Below are 13,489 nucleotides of genomic sequence, written 5' to 3'. Positions count from 1 at the left end.
AAGACGTCCGCCACCGGAGTCTTCGGTTGTGGACAGGACATGCGGCGACCCGCACCGAGTCGAGCCCACTGATAAAGAGCCGTCGCACATGAAGCTGGCCAGCCTTTCCCGCTCCCTCCTCCGTACGGCCACCGTGGTGGCATTCGCCCTGACGGCGACGGCCTGCGCAACCAACCCGGGCGACTCGGGCGCGACGGACGCCGCCTATCAGGTCAACGATCCGCTGGAAATCCCCAACCGCTTCGTCTTCGCCGCGAACGAGGCGGCGGACATCCTGGTGATCCGTCCGGCTGCCGAGGTGTATGTGGGCGTCGTGCCCGATCCCGTCCGCGACGCGATCCACAACTTCATCGACAACCTGATGTCGCCGCTCTACATCGCCAACAACCTGCTGCAGGGCAATGTGGAAGGGGCGTCCAACGCCACCGGGCGCTTCCTGACCAACACCATCCTGGGCGTGGGCGGCCTCGCCGACGTCGCCACCCAGGCCGGCATCCCGAACGCGCCGGAGGATTTCGGCCAGACGCTGGCGGTGTGGGGCGTGGGCGACGGTCCGTACATCGTGCTGCCGCTGCTGGGCCCGTCGAACCTGCGCGACACCGCCGGCTATGCCGTCGACACCGTCGGCGACCCGGTCCGCATCTGGGCCTACGGCACCGACCACAAGGGCATGCTGGTCGGCCGCGCCGTCGTCGGCGCCGTCGACCGCCGGTCGGAGATCCTGAAGGAGGTCGACGACCTGCGCCGCAACTCGCTGGACTTCTACGCCACCGCGCGCAGCCTGTACCAGCAGCAGCGCCGTGCGGCGATCGCCAACAACAAGGCGGCGGCCTCGCCAGAATTCCCGGACTACTCCACCCCGCCGAAGCCCTGATCCCGGATCGTCCGGCCGGTCCGCCGGCCGGACGCCTATGGATTTCGGATCCCCGAGGTCACAGGACCCCAAAAGGCCACATGACCGTTGACAATGCCGCAGCAACCGCCACCTTTCGCCCTACCATGCTGACACGCCGCAAGTTAGTCGCGTGCGCTGCCCTGCTCGCGGTGAGCGGTTGGGCCGGGCACACCTTCATCTCCCCCGCCGCCGCGCAGGGCGCGGACCAGGGAGCCAGCGCGTTCATCCAGAAACTGGGGAACGACGCCATCGCAACCTTCTCGGACAAGAGCCTGTCGCGCGATCAGGCGATCCAGCGCTTCCGCACGCTGCTGTACGCCGGCTTCGACGTGCCGTACATCGGCCGCTGGGTGCTGGGCCGCTACTGGAACAGCGCCAGCGAGGCTCAGCGGGCCGAGTACCAGAAGCTGTTCGAGCAGCTGATCGTCAACACCTATGCCGAGCGTTTCGTCGAATATTCGGGCGAGACCTTCAAGATCACCGGCACCTCCCCGGCCGGTGAGGCGGACACCATGGTGACGACGCAGATCGTGCGTCCCAACGGTCCGCCGGTGAATGTCAGCTGGCGCGTCCGCAAGTCGGGTGCCGATTTCAAGATCATCGACGTGGTGGTGGAGAATGTCAGCATGGGCGTGACCCAGCGGCAGGAATTCGCCTCCGTCGTCGAGCAGAACGGCGGGCGCATCGACGGCCTGATCCAGGCCCTACGCCAGAAGGTCGGCCGCGCCGGCTGACCGGCAAGGCGGCGAAGCAACCCAACCGGCCAAGGCCGTCCTCCCCCGTGGAGGGCGGCCTTTTCCATGTCCGGCCGCCGCCCTCACCACGGCGGCGGCGGCACGCCGCTCAGAATTCGTGACGCGCCTGCCCGAACGGGCTATCGTTGCGCCGACGCTCCTGTCTTTCGTCATACGGTGGATCCGGGACTCCCACGCCATGGCCGAACGCGATCCCAAAGAGATCGACGAACTCCGGACGATCATCCAGGCGCATCAGGCGTGGCTCAAGCGGCCGTCCAGCGGCCGTCGCGCCGACCTCAGCTTCCGTGACCTGTCGCGGCTGAACCTGGAGCGGGTGTCGCTGGCCGGGGCCAAGCTGGCCGGGGCCAATCTCAGCAACACCCGCATGGTGAAGGCCGACCTGTCGCAGGCCGACCTGTTCGGCGCCGATATGGAGGCGGTGAACCTGTCGGGCGCCATCCTGACCGGCGCCGACCTGCGCGGGGCCAACCTGCACCGCGCGCTGCTGACCGACGCCAACCTGCGCGGCGCCGATTTCCGCGCCGGAGAGCTGGTCGACAGCGGCGGCGCGGACGGCAGCCCGACGGCGCGCGGCACCGGCACCACCCGGCTGACCGAAGCGAAGATGGAGCGGTCCATCCTGGCCGGCGCCAACTTCAGCGGCTGCGACCTGACCGGCGCCGACCTGAACGACGCCGACCTGACGGGGGCGGAGCTGACCTCGGCCGTGCTGATGGGCACCGATTTCTGCGGGGCCAATCTGGATGGGGTGGTGTTCGGCAACACGGTGATGGACCACGCCACCCTGACCCGCACCTTCATCCCCTTCGCCCTACCCCCCGATGCCATCGTCCAGCCCAACTACACCGCGATGCCGGTGGCCGAGTTCCTGGAGCTGGTGGAGCGGCACGAACGCTGGGTCGATAGCGGCGGCACCGACGGGGCGCGGCTCGACCTCGACCTCGTGTCGGTGGCGGGGGCGGACCTGCATGGGCGGACGCTGGCGGCGGCCAGGCTGCGCCGCTGCCGCCTGCCCGGCGCCCGCCTGACCAAGGCCAGCCTAGAAATGGCGGAGCTGTCCTACATCGACCTGGACGAGGCCGACCTGCGCGACGCCGTGCTGCGCGGCGCCACCCTGCGCCGCGCCTATCTGGCGCACACGCTGATGAACGGGGTGGACGCCCGCCCGGTGCCGCTGGCCGGCGGCCGCGACTGGCCGGCCAATTTCGAGGGCGCCGACTTCTCCGACGCCGACCTGCGCGCCTCCACCATGGGCCCTGCGGTGGTCCGCGGGGCGAATTTCCAGAACGCGCTGACGGACGGCTCGGGCATCGACATGCCCAGCGCCTCCAGCCCCTTCCCCCTCCCCCGCCGGAGGAGCGGCGACGCCAGAAGCGCTTCGTGCGTCCGGGCATGGTGGTCCACACAGAACATGGCAGCTTCCCCGCCCGCAACTGGTCGGTGGGCGGGCTGTGCCTGCTGGCGGTCAACCAGCCCTACCAGCGCGGCCAGACCTTCCAGGCCCGCGTCGTGCTGGCCGACCGGCAGGAGGTGACGGCCGTCGCCAACCTCGTGGTGCTGCACCGCGACGAGGAGCGCGGCCAGCTGTCCGTCCGCTTCCACCAGTATGGCGACGACCTGAAAGCGCTGCTGAAGACCGCCTTCCTGGAACACCAGAAGATGGCCGGCTGAGGTGCCGGTCCGGTCTTCCTGCCCTTGATCGTTTGATTTGATAGGATCGTTGAATGCCCGGAACGATTGGGCGGAACGATCCAGAACAGCCCCTGTTTGAAGGGAGCATGCCGGATGGGGGCTCGAACCCGCCGGTCGATCCCCAAAGGAGGCTCCCATGGCAGACGAACAGAAGCCCAGGAAAGTTGGCGTCTATGACGGCTCCGACGGCGCGGCCGGCAGTTCGGGCATGAACTGGATGTGGATCATCATCGGCCTGATCGTGGTCGCGATCGTCCTCTACCTCCTGTTCCGCTGACCCGCGGCGCCAGCCGCCATGACGGCCGAGACTGAACCGCCCCCGGGCAGCGGCGACGCGGTCATTCCCCTGCACGACGAGTCGGTGACCGTCGGCAAGCAGCGGGTCGAGCGAAGCCGTGTCCGGGTAACCACCCGTGTGTCCGAACGCGAGGAACTGGTCCGCGAAGCGCTGGAGCAGGAAGAGGCCACCGTCACCCGCATCCCCATCGACCGCGAGATCGAGGCCCATCCCGGCATCCGCCAGGAGGGCGACGTCACCGTGATCCCGCTGGTCGAGGAAATTCTGGTGGTGGAGCGCCGTCTGGTGCTGCGCGAAGAGCTGCACATCCGCAAGACCCGGCGGACCGTCCAGGTCGAACAGCCCGTCACGCTGCGCTCCGAAGAGGCCGCGGTGGAGCGGATCGCGACCCCGCATCCTTCCGGACCATCCGAACCCACCAATCAGTTCACGTCCGAGGAGTAAAGCCGATGACCAAGACCATCGTCGCCCTCTACGATCACCGATCCGAGGCCGAGACCGCGTCGCGCGACCTGCAGGCCGCCGGCTTCGAATCCAGCGCCGTCGAAATCCTCTCCCATGCCGACCTGACGAGCGGCGGCTGGAGCGGCGGCAGCGGCACCAGCGGGCTCGGCACCACCACCGGCGATTCGTCGGTCGGGGCCGCCAGCGGCATGGCCCCCACCGACCTGTCCACCGGCTATGTCGCGTCGCCCAACACCGTGCCCGGCAGCAGCATGGGCACCGGGATGGGCGCGACCACCGGTACGACTGCCGGCGGCATTCTCACCCGCCTGTCGGGCTGGGGCATTCCCAACCACGATGCGCAGGTCTATGCCGAGGGCGTGCGCCGCGGCGGGTCGCTGCTGAAGCTCCGCCTGGACGAAGAGGATGTCGACCGCGCCATGGAGGTACTGGAGCGCGGCAACGTCGTGGATGTCGAGGAACGCGGCACCGCCTATCGCGAGTCCGGCTGGACCGGCTTCGACGAGGGGGCCGACTATTACGACGACAGCTCGGCGGAGGAGGAGCGCCTGCGCTATTCGCCCGGCCGGACCGCCATCGACACGACAGGGACGGGGACGGGGATGGGCACCAGCACCAGCGGCGCGGGCCTGACCGGGGCCGCCGCCGCGATGCGCGACGTCAACACCGAGAGCACCCGCACCACCCGCACCGGCACCTCGGAGCGGGAGGAGCAGATCCCGGTCGTCGAGGAGCAGGTCAACATCGGCAAGCGCACGGTCGAGCGCGGCGGCGTCCGCGTCCGCAGCTATGTCGTCGAGACGCCGGTGGAGGAGCAGGTGCGCCTGCGCGACGAGACCGTGACCGTCGAACGCCGCCCCGGAGGCATGGTGGAGGGCAGCGCCGACGTTCCGGCCGATGCCTTCCGCGAACGCACCATCGAGGTGACGGAGACCGACGAGGAGGCGGTGGTCAGCAAGACCGCCCATGTCCGCGAGACCGTGGTGGTCCGCAAGGATGTCGAGGAACGTGCCCAGAGCGTCCGCGACACCGTCCGCCGCACCGAAGTGGAGATCGAGGACACGCGGGACGAAAGCCTGCGCGACCGCCGCTCCGACCGGCCGGACGACGTCACCCGCTGACCGGTCGAACGGACTGCAGGCATGAAAAAAGGCCGCCCCTTCCATCCGGAGGGGGCGGCCTTTTTCATTCAGACAACAGGATCAGCTGCGCACCAGCGGCTTGTACTTGATGCGGTGCGGCTGGTCGGCATCGGCGCCCAGGCGGCGCTTCTTGTCGGCCTCGTAATCCTGGAAGTTGCCTTCGAACCATTCGACGTGGCTGTCGCCCTCGAAGGCCAGGATGTGGGTGGCGATGCGGTCGAGGAACCAGCGATCGTGGCTGATGACCACGGCGCAGCCGGCGAAGCTCTGCAGCGCGTCTTCCAGCGCACGCAGGGTGTCGACGTCCAGGTCGTTGGTCGGTTCGTCGAGCAGCAGGACGTTGGCGCCGGACTTCAGCATCTTGGCGAGGTGGACGCGGTTGCGCTCACCGCCCGACAGCTGGCCGACCTTCTTCTGCTGGTCGGGGCCGCGGAAGTTGAAGCTGGAGACATAGGCGCGGCTGGGCATGGTCTTCTTGCCAAGCTCCACCAGATCCAGCCCGTCGGAGATCTCCTCCCACACCGTCTTCTTGGCGTCCAGGCTGTCGCGGCTCTGGTCGACATAGCCGAGCTTCACCGTGTCGCCGACGCGGAAGGTGCCGGCGTCCGGCCCCTCCTGCCCGGTGATCATGCGGAACAGGGTGGTCTTGCCGGCGCCGTTCGGGCCGATGACGCCGACGATGCCGCCCGGCGGCAGGCGGAAGGACAGGCCGTCGATCAGCAGGCGGTCGCCGAAGCCCTTGGCGATGTTCTCCGCCTCGATGACGACGTTGCCCAGGCGCGGCGGAACCGGGATGACGATCTTCGTCTCGCCGGCCTGCTCCTTGCCGCTTTCGGCCAGCAAGGTTTCGTAGGCGGTGATGCGCGCCTTGCTCTTGGCCTGACGGGCGCGCGGGCTTTGCCGGATCCACTCCAGTTCGGTGGCCAGCTGCTTCTGGCGCGATTCTTCCTGGCGGCCTTCCTGCTCCAGGCGCTTCTGCTTCTGCTCCAGCCAGGACGAGTAGTTGCCTTCCCACGGAATGCCGGCGCCGCGGTCGAGCTCGAGGATCCAGCCGGTGACGCTGTCCAGGAAGTAGCGGTCGTGGGTGACCAGCACGACGGTGCCCTTGTAGTCCTCCAGGTGCTTCTGCAGCCAGGCGACCGATTCGGCGTCGAGGTGGTTGGTCGGCTCGTCGAGCAGCAGCAGGTCGGGCTTCTCGAGCAGCAGCTTGCACAGCGCGATGCGGCGCTTCTCACCGCCCGACAGCTTGGTCACGTCGGCGTCGCCCGGCGGGCAGCGCAGGGCGTCCATGGCGATCTCGACCGTGCGGTCGATGTCCCAGGCGTCGGCCGCGTCGATCTTCTCCTGCAGCTCGCCCTGTTCGGCCAGCAGCGCGTCGAAGTCGGCGTCCGGATCGGCCATCAGGTTCGACACTTCGTTGAAGCGGTCGAGCAGCGCCTTCGTCTCCTTCAGCGCCTCCATGACGTTTTCCTGGACGTTCTTGGTCGGGTCCAGCTGCGGCTCCTGCGGCAGGTAGCCGACCTTGGCGCCCTCGGCCGCCCAGGCCTCGCCGGAGAAATCCTTGTCCAGGCCGGCCATGATCTTCATCAGGGTCGACTTACCGGCGCCGTTGACGCCGAGCACGCCGATCTTCACACCCGGCAGGAACGAGAGCCAGACGTTGTCGAGAACCTTCTTGCCGCCAGGATAGACCTTGGTCAGGCCCTTCATGACATAGACATACTGGTAGGACGCCATGCGCCGCTCCGACCTTCCGAAAAGATGTGAGAATTGGCGCCGCCCCTGCCTTGCGGTTCCACGGCACCCTGTCGCTAGGGTCCGGTTTTAGCGCATAAGGGGCTTTCATGAAACCTTGTTGAGCCGCCCGGCCGGGATCGGGCCAAATCGGGAGGAATAGGATTGGTCAGCCCCAAGGTCGAAATCTACGTCGATGCCGACGCCTGCCCGGTCAAGGCGGAGATCTACAAGGTCGCCGGCCGCACCGGCTGCAAGGTGTGGCTGGTCGCCAACGCGCCCTTGCGCCTGCCGACGGAGTGCATGGCGGAGCTGGTGGTGGTCAGCGACGGCTTCGACGCCGCCGACAACTGGATCGCCGAGCATGCCGGTCCGACCGACATCGTGGTGACGGCGGACATCCCGCTGGCCGACCGCTGCGTGAAGCGCGACGCGGTGGTGATCGGCCCGATCGGTCGGCCCTTCACCCCGGACAGCGTCGGTTCCGCACTCGCCACCCGCGCGCTGATGCAGGATTTGCGCGACATGGGCGTGGTCAGCGGCGGCAACGCCCCGATGAGCCAGCGCGACAAGTCGCAGTTCCTGCAGACGCTGGACCAGGCGGTACAGGCGCTGAAGGCGGGGCGGCGGCCGAGGTTCCGGTAAGGGGCAATGAAATGCGGATGCACAGCACTTGACAGTCCACAATACCCTGTGGACTTTTGATGCCTATTTTAAATTGTTAGGACCTCGCCATGCGCGCAATCAGCCTGATGATCCTCGCCGCGATTTCCCTCTCGGCTTGTGCGGTGGATCAGGTGTCAAACAAGCCCATACCAACAATGCTTCCCAACAACAAGCCTGGGTTTGGGATGAGAGGCATCATTCAGTTCACGCCGGAAGAAACGAAAGCCCGTCAAGAAATCGAAGGAATATTCGTCCAGGCCTGCAATTCAGCAATCAAAATTCATTCGCTGAAAATGGAAAAATATACAGGGCCAATCAACAACGGATATACTTATGCCGCTGTCGCGGAATGCCTTTGATTGACCGTTTAAACGAAATCATTCCTTTCAAAGGGCCATCGATCTCGACGTATCGATTGCCAATGTAAAAGAAGCGGCCCGCCTCAACTCGGAAGCGGGCCGCTTTTCTGCCCGAACAGCCTCGGCAGTCGGAGGGGAAAGAATCACTCCCAGCCGGCAGCCTTCTCGCAGGCCTTGCGGGCTTCGGGATTGGCCTTTTCCCACTGTGTGATGGTCCGGGTTTCGTTGCTGTCCATCTTGTCGTTCATGCAGACGCAGTACTTGTTCACGACCGCCTCCGACACCTTGGCATCCGCGTTATCCTTCATGCATTGGGCCACCCATTTGGCGTTGTCGTCCGCCATTGCGGGCGAACCCGCCGGCAGCGCAGCAAACGACAGCACACCGAGGGAAAGAGCGAGGGCGGCAAATTTCATGGCCGGGCTCCACATTGGGCGGCGCGACGGGATAGTCGCACCGCGCCGACAGTCGGCATTCCCAATGGTAGGAGCGATAATCAGAGCTTCACAAGGAAAGACCAATCCTTAAGAGTTAGCGCCCATTGCATATGCAATCGAAGACTTGCTTATGATTACACTCGCACCACCTTGCCCGGGTTCAGCAGGTTGTCCGGATCGAACGCCCGCTTCAGGTCGCCCATGACGTTGAACGCTTCGCCGGTCTCCTGTTCCAGGAACGCCATCTTGCCATAGCCGATGCCGTGCTCGCCGGTGCAGGTGCCGCCCATCTCCAGGGCACGGGTCACCATCTTGTCGGCAAGGCGCTGCGCCTCGGCCAGTTCCGCCGGGTTCTCGGGATCGAGGACATAGACGAGGTGGAAGTTGCCGTCGCCGACATGGCCGACCATCGGGGCCAGCATGTTGGATTCCGCCAGATCCTGCTTGGTCTCCAGGATGCAGTCGGCAAGGCGCGAGATCGGCACGCAGACGTCGGTCGGCCAGCCTTTGGATCCTGGACGCAGGGCCAAGGCCGCGTAATAGGCGTCGTGCCGGGCCTGCCACAGCTTCGACCGGTCCTCCGGCCGGGTGGCCCAGGCGAACTCCATCCCGCCATGCTCGGCCGCGATGGCGGCGACCATCTCCGCCTGCTCCTTCACCCCGGCCTCGGTGCCGTGGAACTCGAAGAACAGGGTGGGAGCGACGGCATAGTCGAGCTTGGAGTATTTGTTGACGGCGTCGATCTGCACCTCGTCCAGCAGTTCGATGCGGGCGACGGGGACGCCGATCTGGATGGTCTGGATCACGGTGTCCACGGCGCCCTTGATGGTCGGGAAGGCGCAGACGGCGGACGAGATCGCTTCCGGGATGCCGTAGAGCTTCAGCGTCACCTCGGTAATGATGCCGAGCGTGCCTTCGGATCCCACGAACAGCCGGGTCAGGTCATAGCCAGCAGCCGACTTGCGCGCCCGCCCGCCGGTCTTGATGACGCGGCCGTCGGCCAGCACCACGGTCAGGCCCAGGACATTCTCGCGCATGGTGCCGTAGCGCACGGCATTGGTGCCGCTGGCCCGCGTCGCCGACATGCCGCCCAGCGAGGCGTTAGCGCCGGGATCGATGGGGAAGAACAGGCCGGTGTCGCGCAGATGCTCGTTCAACTGCTTGCGGGTCACGCCGGCCTGGACGGTGACGTCGAGATCCTCCGGGCTGACGCGCAGGATCTGCTGCATGCCCGACAGGTCGATGGTGATGCCGCCGGCCAGCGCCGCGATGCCGCCCTCCAGCGAGGTGCCGGTGCCGAACGGGATGATCGGCAGCTTGTGCTTGGCGCAGATCTTCACGATCGCGCTGACTTCCTCGGTCGAATTGGCAAAGGCGACGCCGTCCGGTGGGAAGGGCGTGTGATAGGACTCGTCCTTGCCGTGATGCTCGCGCACCGGCAGGGAGGTGGTGAACCGGTCGCCCAGCAGAGCCGTCAGCTCGGCCCGAGCCTCCTCGGTCAGGGCCGCGCGCGGCTGGGTGGTGGCGATGACGGTCATGGGTGTTATCCTCCCCGGTCGATGGTTCATTCGTATGACCAAGCGAGGCTAAAGCGGCGGGTGAATGCTTGGCAAGACGGGCGATGCGCAGGGGTGGAATGCCGGGACGCCACAGGTTGGCTCTCCCCTCACACCTGAACCGCCACACCTGTTGCACCGGCGGCGCAACAGTCCATGCAACACCTGTTGCAGCGCCCCACCCCGCTGCACCGGCGCCAACCGTTGAAAATAAAGAAAATCCGCTGAACTGACCATCTGGCACGGTGGTTGCTCTTACCCCCTCGAACCGCGCGTCGATCAACGGCGCGCATCAACGAGGGGGAGGTGCAATCTTGGCTCCGGTCGTCGGCATCGTCGCCAATCCGGTTTCCGCCCGCGATATCCGCCGGGTCGTCGCCAACGCCACCAGCCTGCAGATCGCCGACCGGGCGAACATCCTGCTGCGGGTGCTGGCGGCGCTGCATGCCTGCGGCGTCCGCGACGTGCTGATGATGCCGGAGAATGGCGGCATCCGCGCCCATGTCGAACGCGGCATGATGCGCGCCAGGGCAAGAGGCGAAGACATCTACCCTGCCCTTCACCCGGTTTCCATGCCTGTCACCGGCACCGTCGCCGACACCCACCGTGCCACCGCGGAGATGCGGCGGGCCGGTGTCTCGGCCCTGGTGGTGCTGGGCGGCGACGGCACCCACCGGGCGGTGGCGGCGGAATGCGGGTCCGTTCCCATCGCCGGCATCTCCACCGGCACCAACAACGCCTTCCCCGAACATCGCGAGCCGACCATCACCGGCCTCGCCACCGGGCTGGCGGTCACCGGCCGGGTGCCGCCGCACATCGCCTTTGCCGCCAACAAGCGCATCGACGTGTTCCTCGACCGCGGGGCGAACGGCGGCGCCGTCACCGATATGGCGCTGGTCGATGTCGCCCTGGTGACGGAGCGCTACATCGGCGCCCGCGCCCTGTGGCGGACCGAGAATTTCCGCGAACTCTACGTCACCTTCGCCGACCCGGAGGTGATCGGCATGTCGGCCATCGCCGGCCTGCTGGAACCCGTCGGCCGCGAGGAGAGCGGCGGCCTGATGGTGCGGCTGTCACCGGATGCCAATCACCGGGGCGACTGCCGCAAGGGAACCACCACGCTCCACGCCCCCATCGCGCCTGGGATGATGGCCGAGGTCGGCATCACCGACTGGCGCCGCATGCCCGCCGACGTGGCCTTCGTGCCGGAGGTCACCGCCGGCTCCATCGCGCTGGATGGGGAGCGCGAACTGTCCTTCAGCGAACGCGACCGTCTGTCCCTGACGCTCCGGGACGACGCCTTCCGCACGGTCAACGTCGCCGCGGTCATGCGGCACGCCGGCCAGAACCGGTTGCTGACCGGCACCCCGGTGCCCGTCACGGCCGCTTTCTAACCACCAAACACCAGTCAGGGAGAAAACACCTCATGGCCCAGAATCCCTTCCCCCTCGGCAAGGACGAGCTGCTGAAGGCCTACCGCACCATGCGGACGATCCGCGAGTTCGAGGAGCGGCTGCACGTCGATTTCGCCAAGGGCGACATCCCCGGCTTCGTCCACCTCTATGCCGGCGAGGAGGCCTGCGCCACCGGCATCATGATGCACCTGAACGACAACGACCGCATCGCCTCCACCCACCGCGGCCACGGCCACTGCATCGCCAAGGGCGTCGACGTCCATGCGATGATGGCGGAAATCTACGGCCGCAGCACCGGCGCCTGCCGGGGCAAGGGCGGGTCGATGCACATCGCCGATCTGTCCAAGGGCATGATGGGCGCCAACGGCATCCTCGGCGCCGGCGCGCCGCTGATCTGCGGCGCGGCGCTGGCGGCCAAGGTGCGCGGCGACCGCGGCGTCGGCATCACCTTCGTCGGCGACGGCGCGTCCAACCAGGGCACCTTCCTGGAGAGCCTGAACCTCGCCGCCGTGTGGAACCTGCCGGTGGTCTTCGTGGTCGAGAACAACGGCTACGCCGAATCGACCGCGATGGAATGGGCGGTGTCCTGCGACAGCTATGTCGACCGCGCCACCGGCTTCGGCATGCCGGGCGTCACGGTGGACGGCACCGACTTCTTCGCGGTGTACGAGGCGGCCGGCGAGATCATCCGCCGCGCCCGCGACGGCGGCGGCCCGGCGCTGCTGGAATGCAACATGGTCCGCTTCTACGGCCATTTCGAAGGCGACGCCCAGACCTACCGCGCCAAGGGCGAGCTGGAGGCGATCCGTGCCTCGCGCGACTGCCTGACCATCCTGTCGGAACGGGTGATCGAGGCCGGGGTGATTTCCCGCGACGAGTTGCAGGCCATAGACCGCGAGGTGAACGCGCTGATCGAGGACGCCACGCGCGCCGCCAAGGCCGCCCCGCTGCCCGCGCCGGAAGACCTGCTGCGCGACGTTTACGTCGCCTACTGAGCCCATTCAAGAAACGCCAAAACGCGGAGGAAACACATGTCCCGCAAGATCAGCATGAAGCAGGCGATCAACGAGGCCCTGGATCTGGAGATGCGCCGCGACCCCACCGTCATCGTCATGGGCGAGGACATCGTCGGCGGCACCGGCGCCCAGGGCGAGGAGGATGCCTGGGGCGGCGTGCTGGGCGTCACCAAGGGGCTGTACGCCAAGCATGGCGACCGGCTGATGGACACGCCGCTGTCGGAATCCGCCTATATCGGTGCCGCCATCGGTGCCGCCGCCTGCGGGCTGCGGCCGGTGGCGGAGCTGATGTTCCTGGACTTCATGGGCGTCTGCTTCGACCAGATCTTCAACCAGGCCGCCAAGTTCCGCTACATGTTCGGCGGCAAGGCCGAGACGCCGGTGGTGATCCGCGGCATGGTCGGCGCCGGCTTCCGTGCCGCCGCCCAGCATTCGCAGATGCTCACCCCGCTGTTCACCCACATCCCCGGCCTGAAGGTGGTCTGCCCCAGCAACGCCTATGACGCCAAGGGCCTGCTGATCCAGTCGATCCGCGACAACGACCCCGTGATCTTCTGCGAGCACAAGAACCTCTACGGCCTGGAATGCGAGGTTCCGGCGGAAAGCTACGCCATCCCCTTCGGCGAGGCGAATGTGCTGCGCGACGGCGACGACGTGACCATCGTCAGCTACGGCCTGACCGTCCATCGCGCGATGGAGGCGGCCACGGCTCTGGCCAAGGACGGCACCGAGGCCGAAGTGATCGACCTGCGCACCCTGTCGCCCATCGACTGGGACACCATCATCGAGAGCGTCGAGCGCACCGGTCGGCTGGTTGTGGTGGACGAGGCGCACCCGCGCTGCAACCTCGCCACCGATATCGCGGCCTTCGTCGGCCAGAACGCCTTCGGGGCGCTGAAGGCGGGCATCCAGATGGTGACGGCGCCGCACACCCCGGTGCCCTTCGCGCCGTCGCTGGAGGATCTGTACGTCCCCAGCGCCGACAGCATCGCCGGCGCCGTGCGGCGCACGCTGTCGCCCAAGGGGGCGCGCAGCATCGCGGCGTGAGGCAGGGGC

14 protein-coding genes and 1 pseudogene are annotated in these 13,489 nt (G+C 67.1%); 12 read left to right on the top strand and 3 right to left on the bottom strand.

Going from position 1 to position 13,489, the window contains the following annotated elements:
• Positions 1-88: 88 nt before the first annotated feature.
• From AB8P05_RS13155 to AB8P05_RS13125, 7 genes and pseudogenes are all read left to right on the top strand, one after another.
• Complete coding sequence (locus AB8P05_RS13155) at positions 89-874, top strand: MlaA family lipoprotein (RefSeq protein WP_455171194.1); 786 nt, start codon at positions 89-91, stop codon at positions 872-874.
• Between the two features lie 170 nt (positions 875-1,044).
• Positions 1,045-1,629 carry an MlaC/ttg2D family ABC transporter substrate-binding protein gene (locus AB8P05_RS13150; RefSeq protein WP_472758250.1) on the top strand — a complete coding sequence of 195 codons (585 nt, stop codon included), beginning with the start codon at positions 1,045-1,047 and terminating at the stop codon, positions 1,627-1,629.
• 199 nt (positions 1,630-1,828) lie between these two features.
• Positions 1,829-2,899: pseudogene (locus AB8P05_RS13145) on the top strand (pentapeptide repeat-containing protein); the annotation flags it as partial.
• Positions 2,900-3,045: 146 nt separating this feature from the next.
• Positions 3,046-3,324, top strand: coding sequence for a hypothetical protein (locus tag AB8P05_RS13140; RefSeq protein WP_472758249.1), 279 nt, complete (start codon positions 3,046-3,048; stop codon positions 3,322-3,324).
• 157 nt (positions 3,325-3,481) lie between these two features.
• Positions 3,482-3,622, top strand: coding sequence for a hypothetical protein (locus AB8P05_RS13135; protein WP_174471667.1), 141 nt, complete (start codon positions 3,482-3,484; stop codon positions 3,620-3,622).
• 18 nt (positions 3,623-3,640) lie between these two features.
• Positions 3,641-4,087: a YsnF/AvaK domain-containing protein gene (locus AB8P05_RS13130; RefSeq protein ID WP_472758248.1), complete on the top strand. Its 447-nt coding sequence runs from the start codon at positions 3,641-3,643 to the stop codon at positions 4,085-4,087.
• A 5-nt stretch (positions 4,088-4,092) separates the two neighbouring features.
• On the top strand, positions 4,093-5,229 hold the full coding sequence (locus AB8P05_RS13125) for a YsnF/AvaK domain-containing protein (protein ID WP_472758247.1): 1,137 nt from the start codon (positions 4,093-4,095) through the stop codon (positions 5,227-5,229).
• An 81-nt stretch (positions 5,230-5,310) separates the two neighbouring features.
• Here the strand turns inward: AB8P05_RS13125 and ettA are convergent, their stop codons facing one another.
• Positions 5,311-6,987 (bottom strand): energy-dependent translational throttle protein EttA, encoded by a 1,677-nt coding sequence (gene ettA, locus AB8P05_RS13120; RefSeq protein WP_472758246.1) that lies wholly within the window; start codon positions 6,985-6,987, stop codon positions 5,311-5,313.
• A 162-nt stretch (positions 6,988-7,149) separates the two neighbouring features.
• Here ettA and AB8P05_RS13115 point away from each other — a divergent pair, with 162 nt between their 5' ends.
• Together AB8P05_RS13115 and AB8P05_RS13110 are read left to right on the top strand one after the other, a co-directional pair.
• Complete coding sequence (locus AB8P05_RS13115; RefSeq protein ID WP_472758245.1) at positions 7,150-7,629, top strand: YaiI/YqxD family protein; 480 nt, start codon at positions 7,150-7,152, stop codon at positions 7,627-7,629.
• Between the two features lie 89 nt (positions 7,630-7,718).
• Positions 7,719-8,009 carry a hypothetical protein gene (locus AB8P05_RS13110; RefSeq protein ID WP_472758244.1) on the top strand — a complete coding sequence of 97 codons (291 nt, stop codon included), beginning with the start codon at positions 7,719-7,721 and terminating at the stop codon, positions 8,007-8,009.
• A gap of 143 nt (positions 8,010-8,152) precedes the next feature.
• Here the strand turns inward: AB8P05_RS13110 and AB8P05_RS13105 are convergent, their stop codons facing one another.
• Both AB8P05_RS13105 and AB8P05_RS13100 read right to left on the bottom strand, forming a co-directional pair.
• A complete protein-coding gene (locus AB8P05_RS13105; protein WP_472758243.1) occupies positions 8,153-8,425 on the bottom strand; it encodes a hypothetical protein in 273 nt (90 codons plus the stop codon).
• A gap of 155 nt (positions 8,426-8,580) precedes the next feature.
• The gene (locus AB8P05_RS13100) at positions 8,581-9,984 is read right to left on the bottom strand and encodes an FAD-linked oxidase C-terminal domain-containing protein (RefSeq protein WP_472758242.1); all 1,404 of its coding nucleotides are present in this window, start codon (positions 9,982-9,984) and stop codon (positions 8,581-8,583) included.
• Between the two features lie 332 nt (positions 9,985-10,316).
• On the opposite strand from AB8P05_RS13100, the gene AB8P05_RS13095 reads away from it, so the two are divergent.
• From AB8P05_RS13095 to AB8P05_RS13085, 3 genes are read left to right on the top strand one after another with little or no spacing between them, the layout of a single operon-like run.
• Entirely contained in the window at positions 10,317-11,396 is a 1,080-nt protein-coding gene (locus tag AB8P05_RS13095) for an ATP-NAD kinase family protein (protein ID WP_472758241.1), read from the top strand.
• A gap of 32 nt (positions 11,397-11,428) precedes the next feature.
• Positions 11,429-12,412 (top strand): thiamine pyrophosphate-dependent dehydrogenase E1 component subunit alpha, encoded by a 984-nt coding sequence (locus tag AB8P05_RS13090; protein ID WP_472758240.1) that lies wholly within the window; start codon positions 11,429-11,431, stop codon positions 12,410-12,412.
• Between the two features lie 36 nt (positions 12,413-12,448).
• On the top strand, positions 12,449-13,480 hold the full coding sequence (locus AB8P05_RS13085; protein WP_085088627.1) for an alpha-ketoacid dehydrogenase subunit beta: 1,032 nt from the start codon (positions 12,449-12,451) through the stop codon (positions 13,478-13,480).
• Positions 13,481-13,489 lie beyond the last annotated feature (9 nt).

This window comes from Azospirillum sp. VT-I1 (assembly GCF_055698305.1).
The sequence above is the reverse complement of the archived record's forward strand: the minus strand, read 5'-3'. Positions and strand labels throughout refer to the sequence as shown.

Excerpts from the sequence above, each read along its gene's own strand:
- AB8P05_RS13085 (WP_085088627.1), top strand. The coding sequence starts at position 12,449 with ATGTCCCGCAAGATCAGCATGAAGCAGGCGATCAACGAGGCCCTGGAT.
- AB8P05_RS13155 (WP_455171194.1), top strand. The coding sequence starts at position 89 with ATGAAGCTGGCCAGCCTTTCCCGCTCCCTCCTCCGTACGGCCACCGTG.
- AB8P05_RS13140 (WP_472758249.1), top strand. The coding sequence starts at position 3,046 with ATGGTGGTCCACACAGAACATGGCAGCTTCCCCGCCCGCAACTGGTCG.
- AB8P05_RS13100 (WP_472758242.1), bottom strand. The coding sequence starts at position 9,984 with ATGACCGTCATCGCCACCACCCAGCCGCGCGCGGCCCTGACCGAGGAG.
- AB8P05_RS13135 (WP_174471667.1), top strand. The coding sequence starts at position 3,482 with ATGGCAGACGAACAGAAGCCCAGGAAAGTTGGCGTCTATGACGGCTCC.
- AB8P05_RS13110 (WP_472758244.1), top strand. The coding sequence starts at position 7,719 with ATGCGCGCAATCAGCCTGATGATCCTCGCCGCGATTTCCCTCTCGGCT.
- AB8P05_RS13090 (WP_472758240.1), top strand. The coding sequence starts at position 11,429 with ATGGCCCAGAATCCCTTCCCCCTCGGCAAGGACGAGCTGCTGAAGGCC.
- ettA (WP_472758246.1), bottom strand. The coding sequence starts at position 6,987 with ATGGCGTCCTACCAGTATGTCTATGTCATGAAGGGCCTGACCAAGGTC.
- AB8P05_RS13130 (WP_472758248.1), top strand. The coding sequence starts at position 3,641 with ATGACGGCCGAGACTGAACCGCCCCCGGGCAGCGGCGACGCGGTCATT.
- AB8P05_RS13105 (WP_472758243.1), bottom strand. The coding sequence starts at position 8,425 with ATGAAATTTGCCGCCCTCGCTCTTTCCCTCGGTGTGCTGTCGTTTGCT.
- AB8P05_RS13125 (WP_472758247.1), top strand. The coding sequence starts at position 4,093 with ATGACCAAGACCATCGTCGCCCTCTACGATCACCGATCCGAGGCCGAG.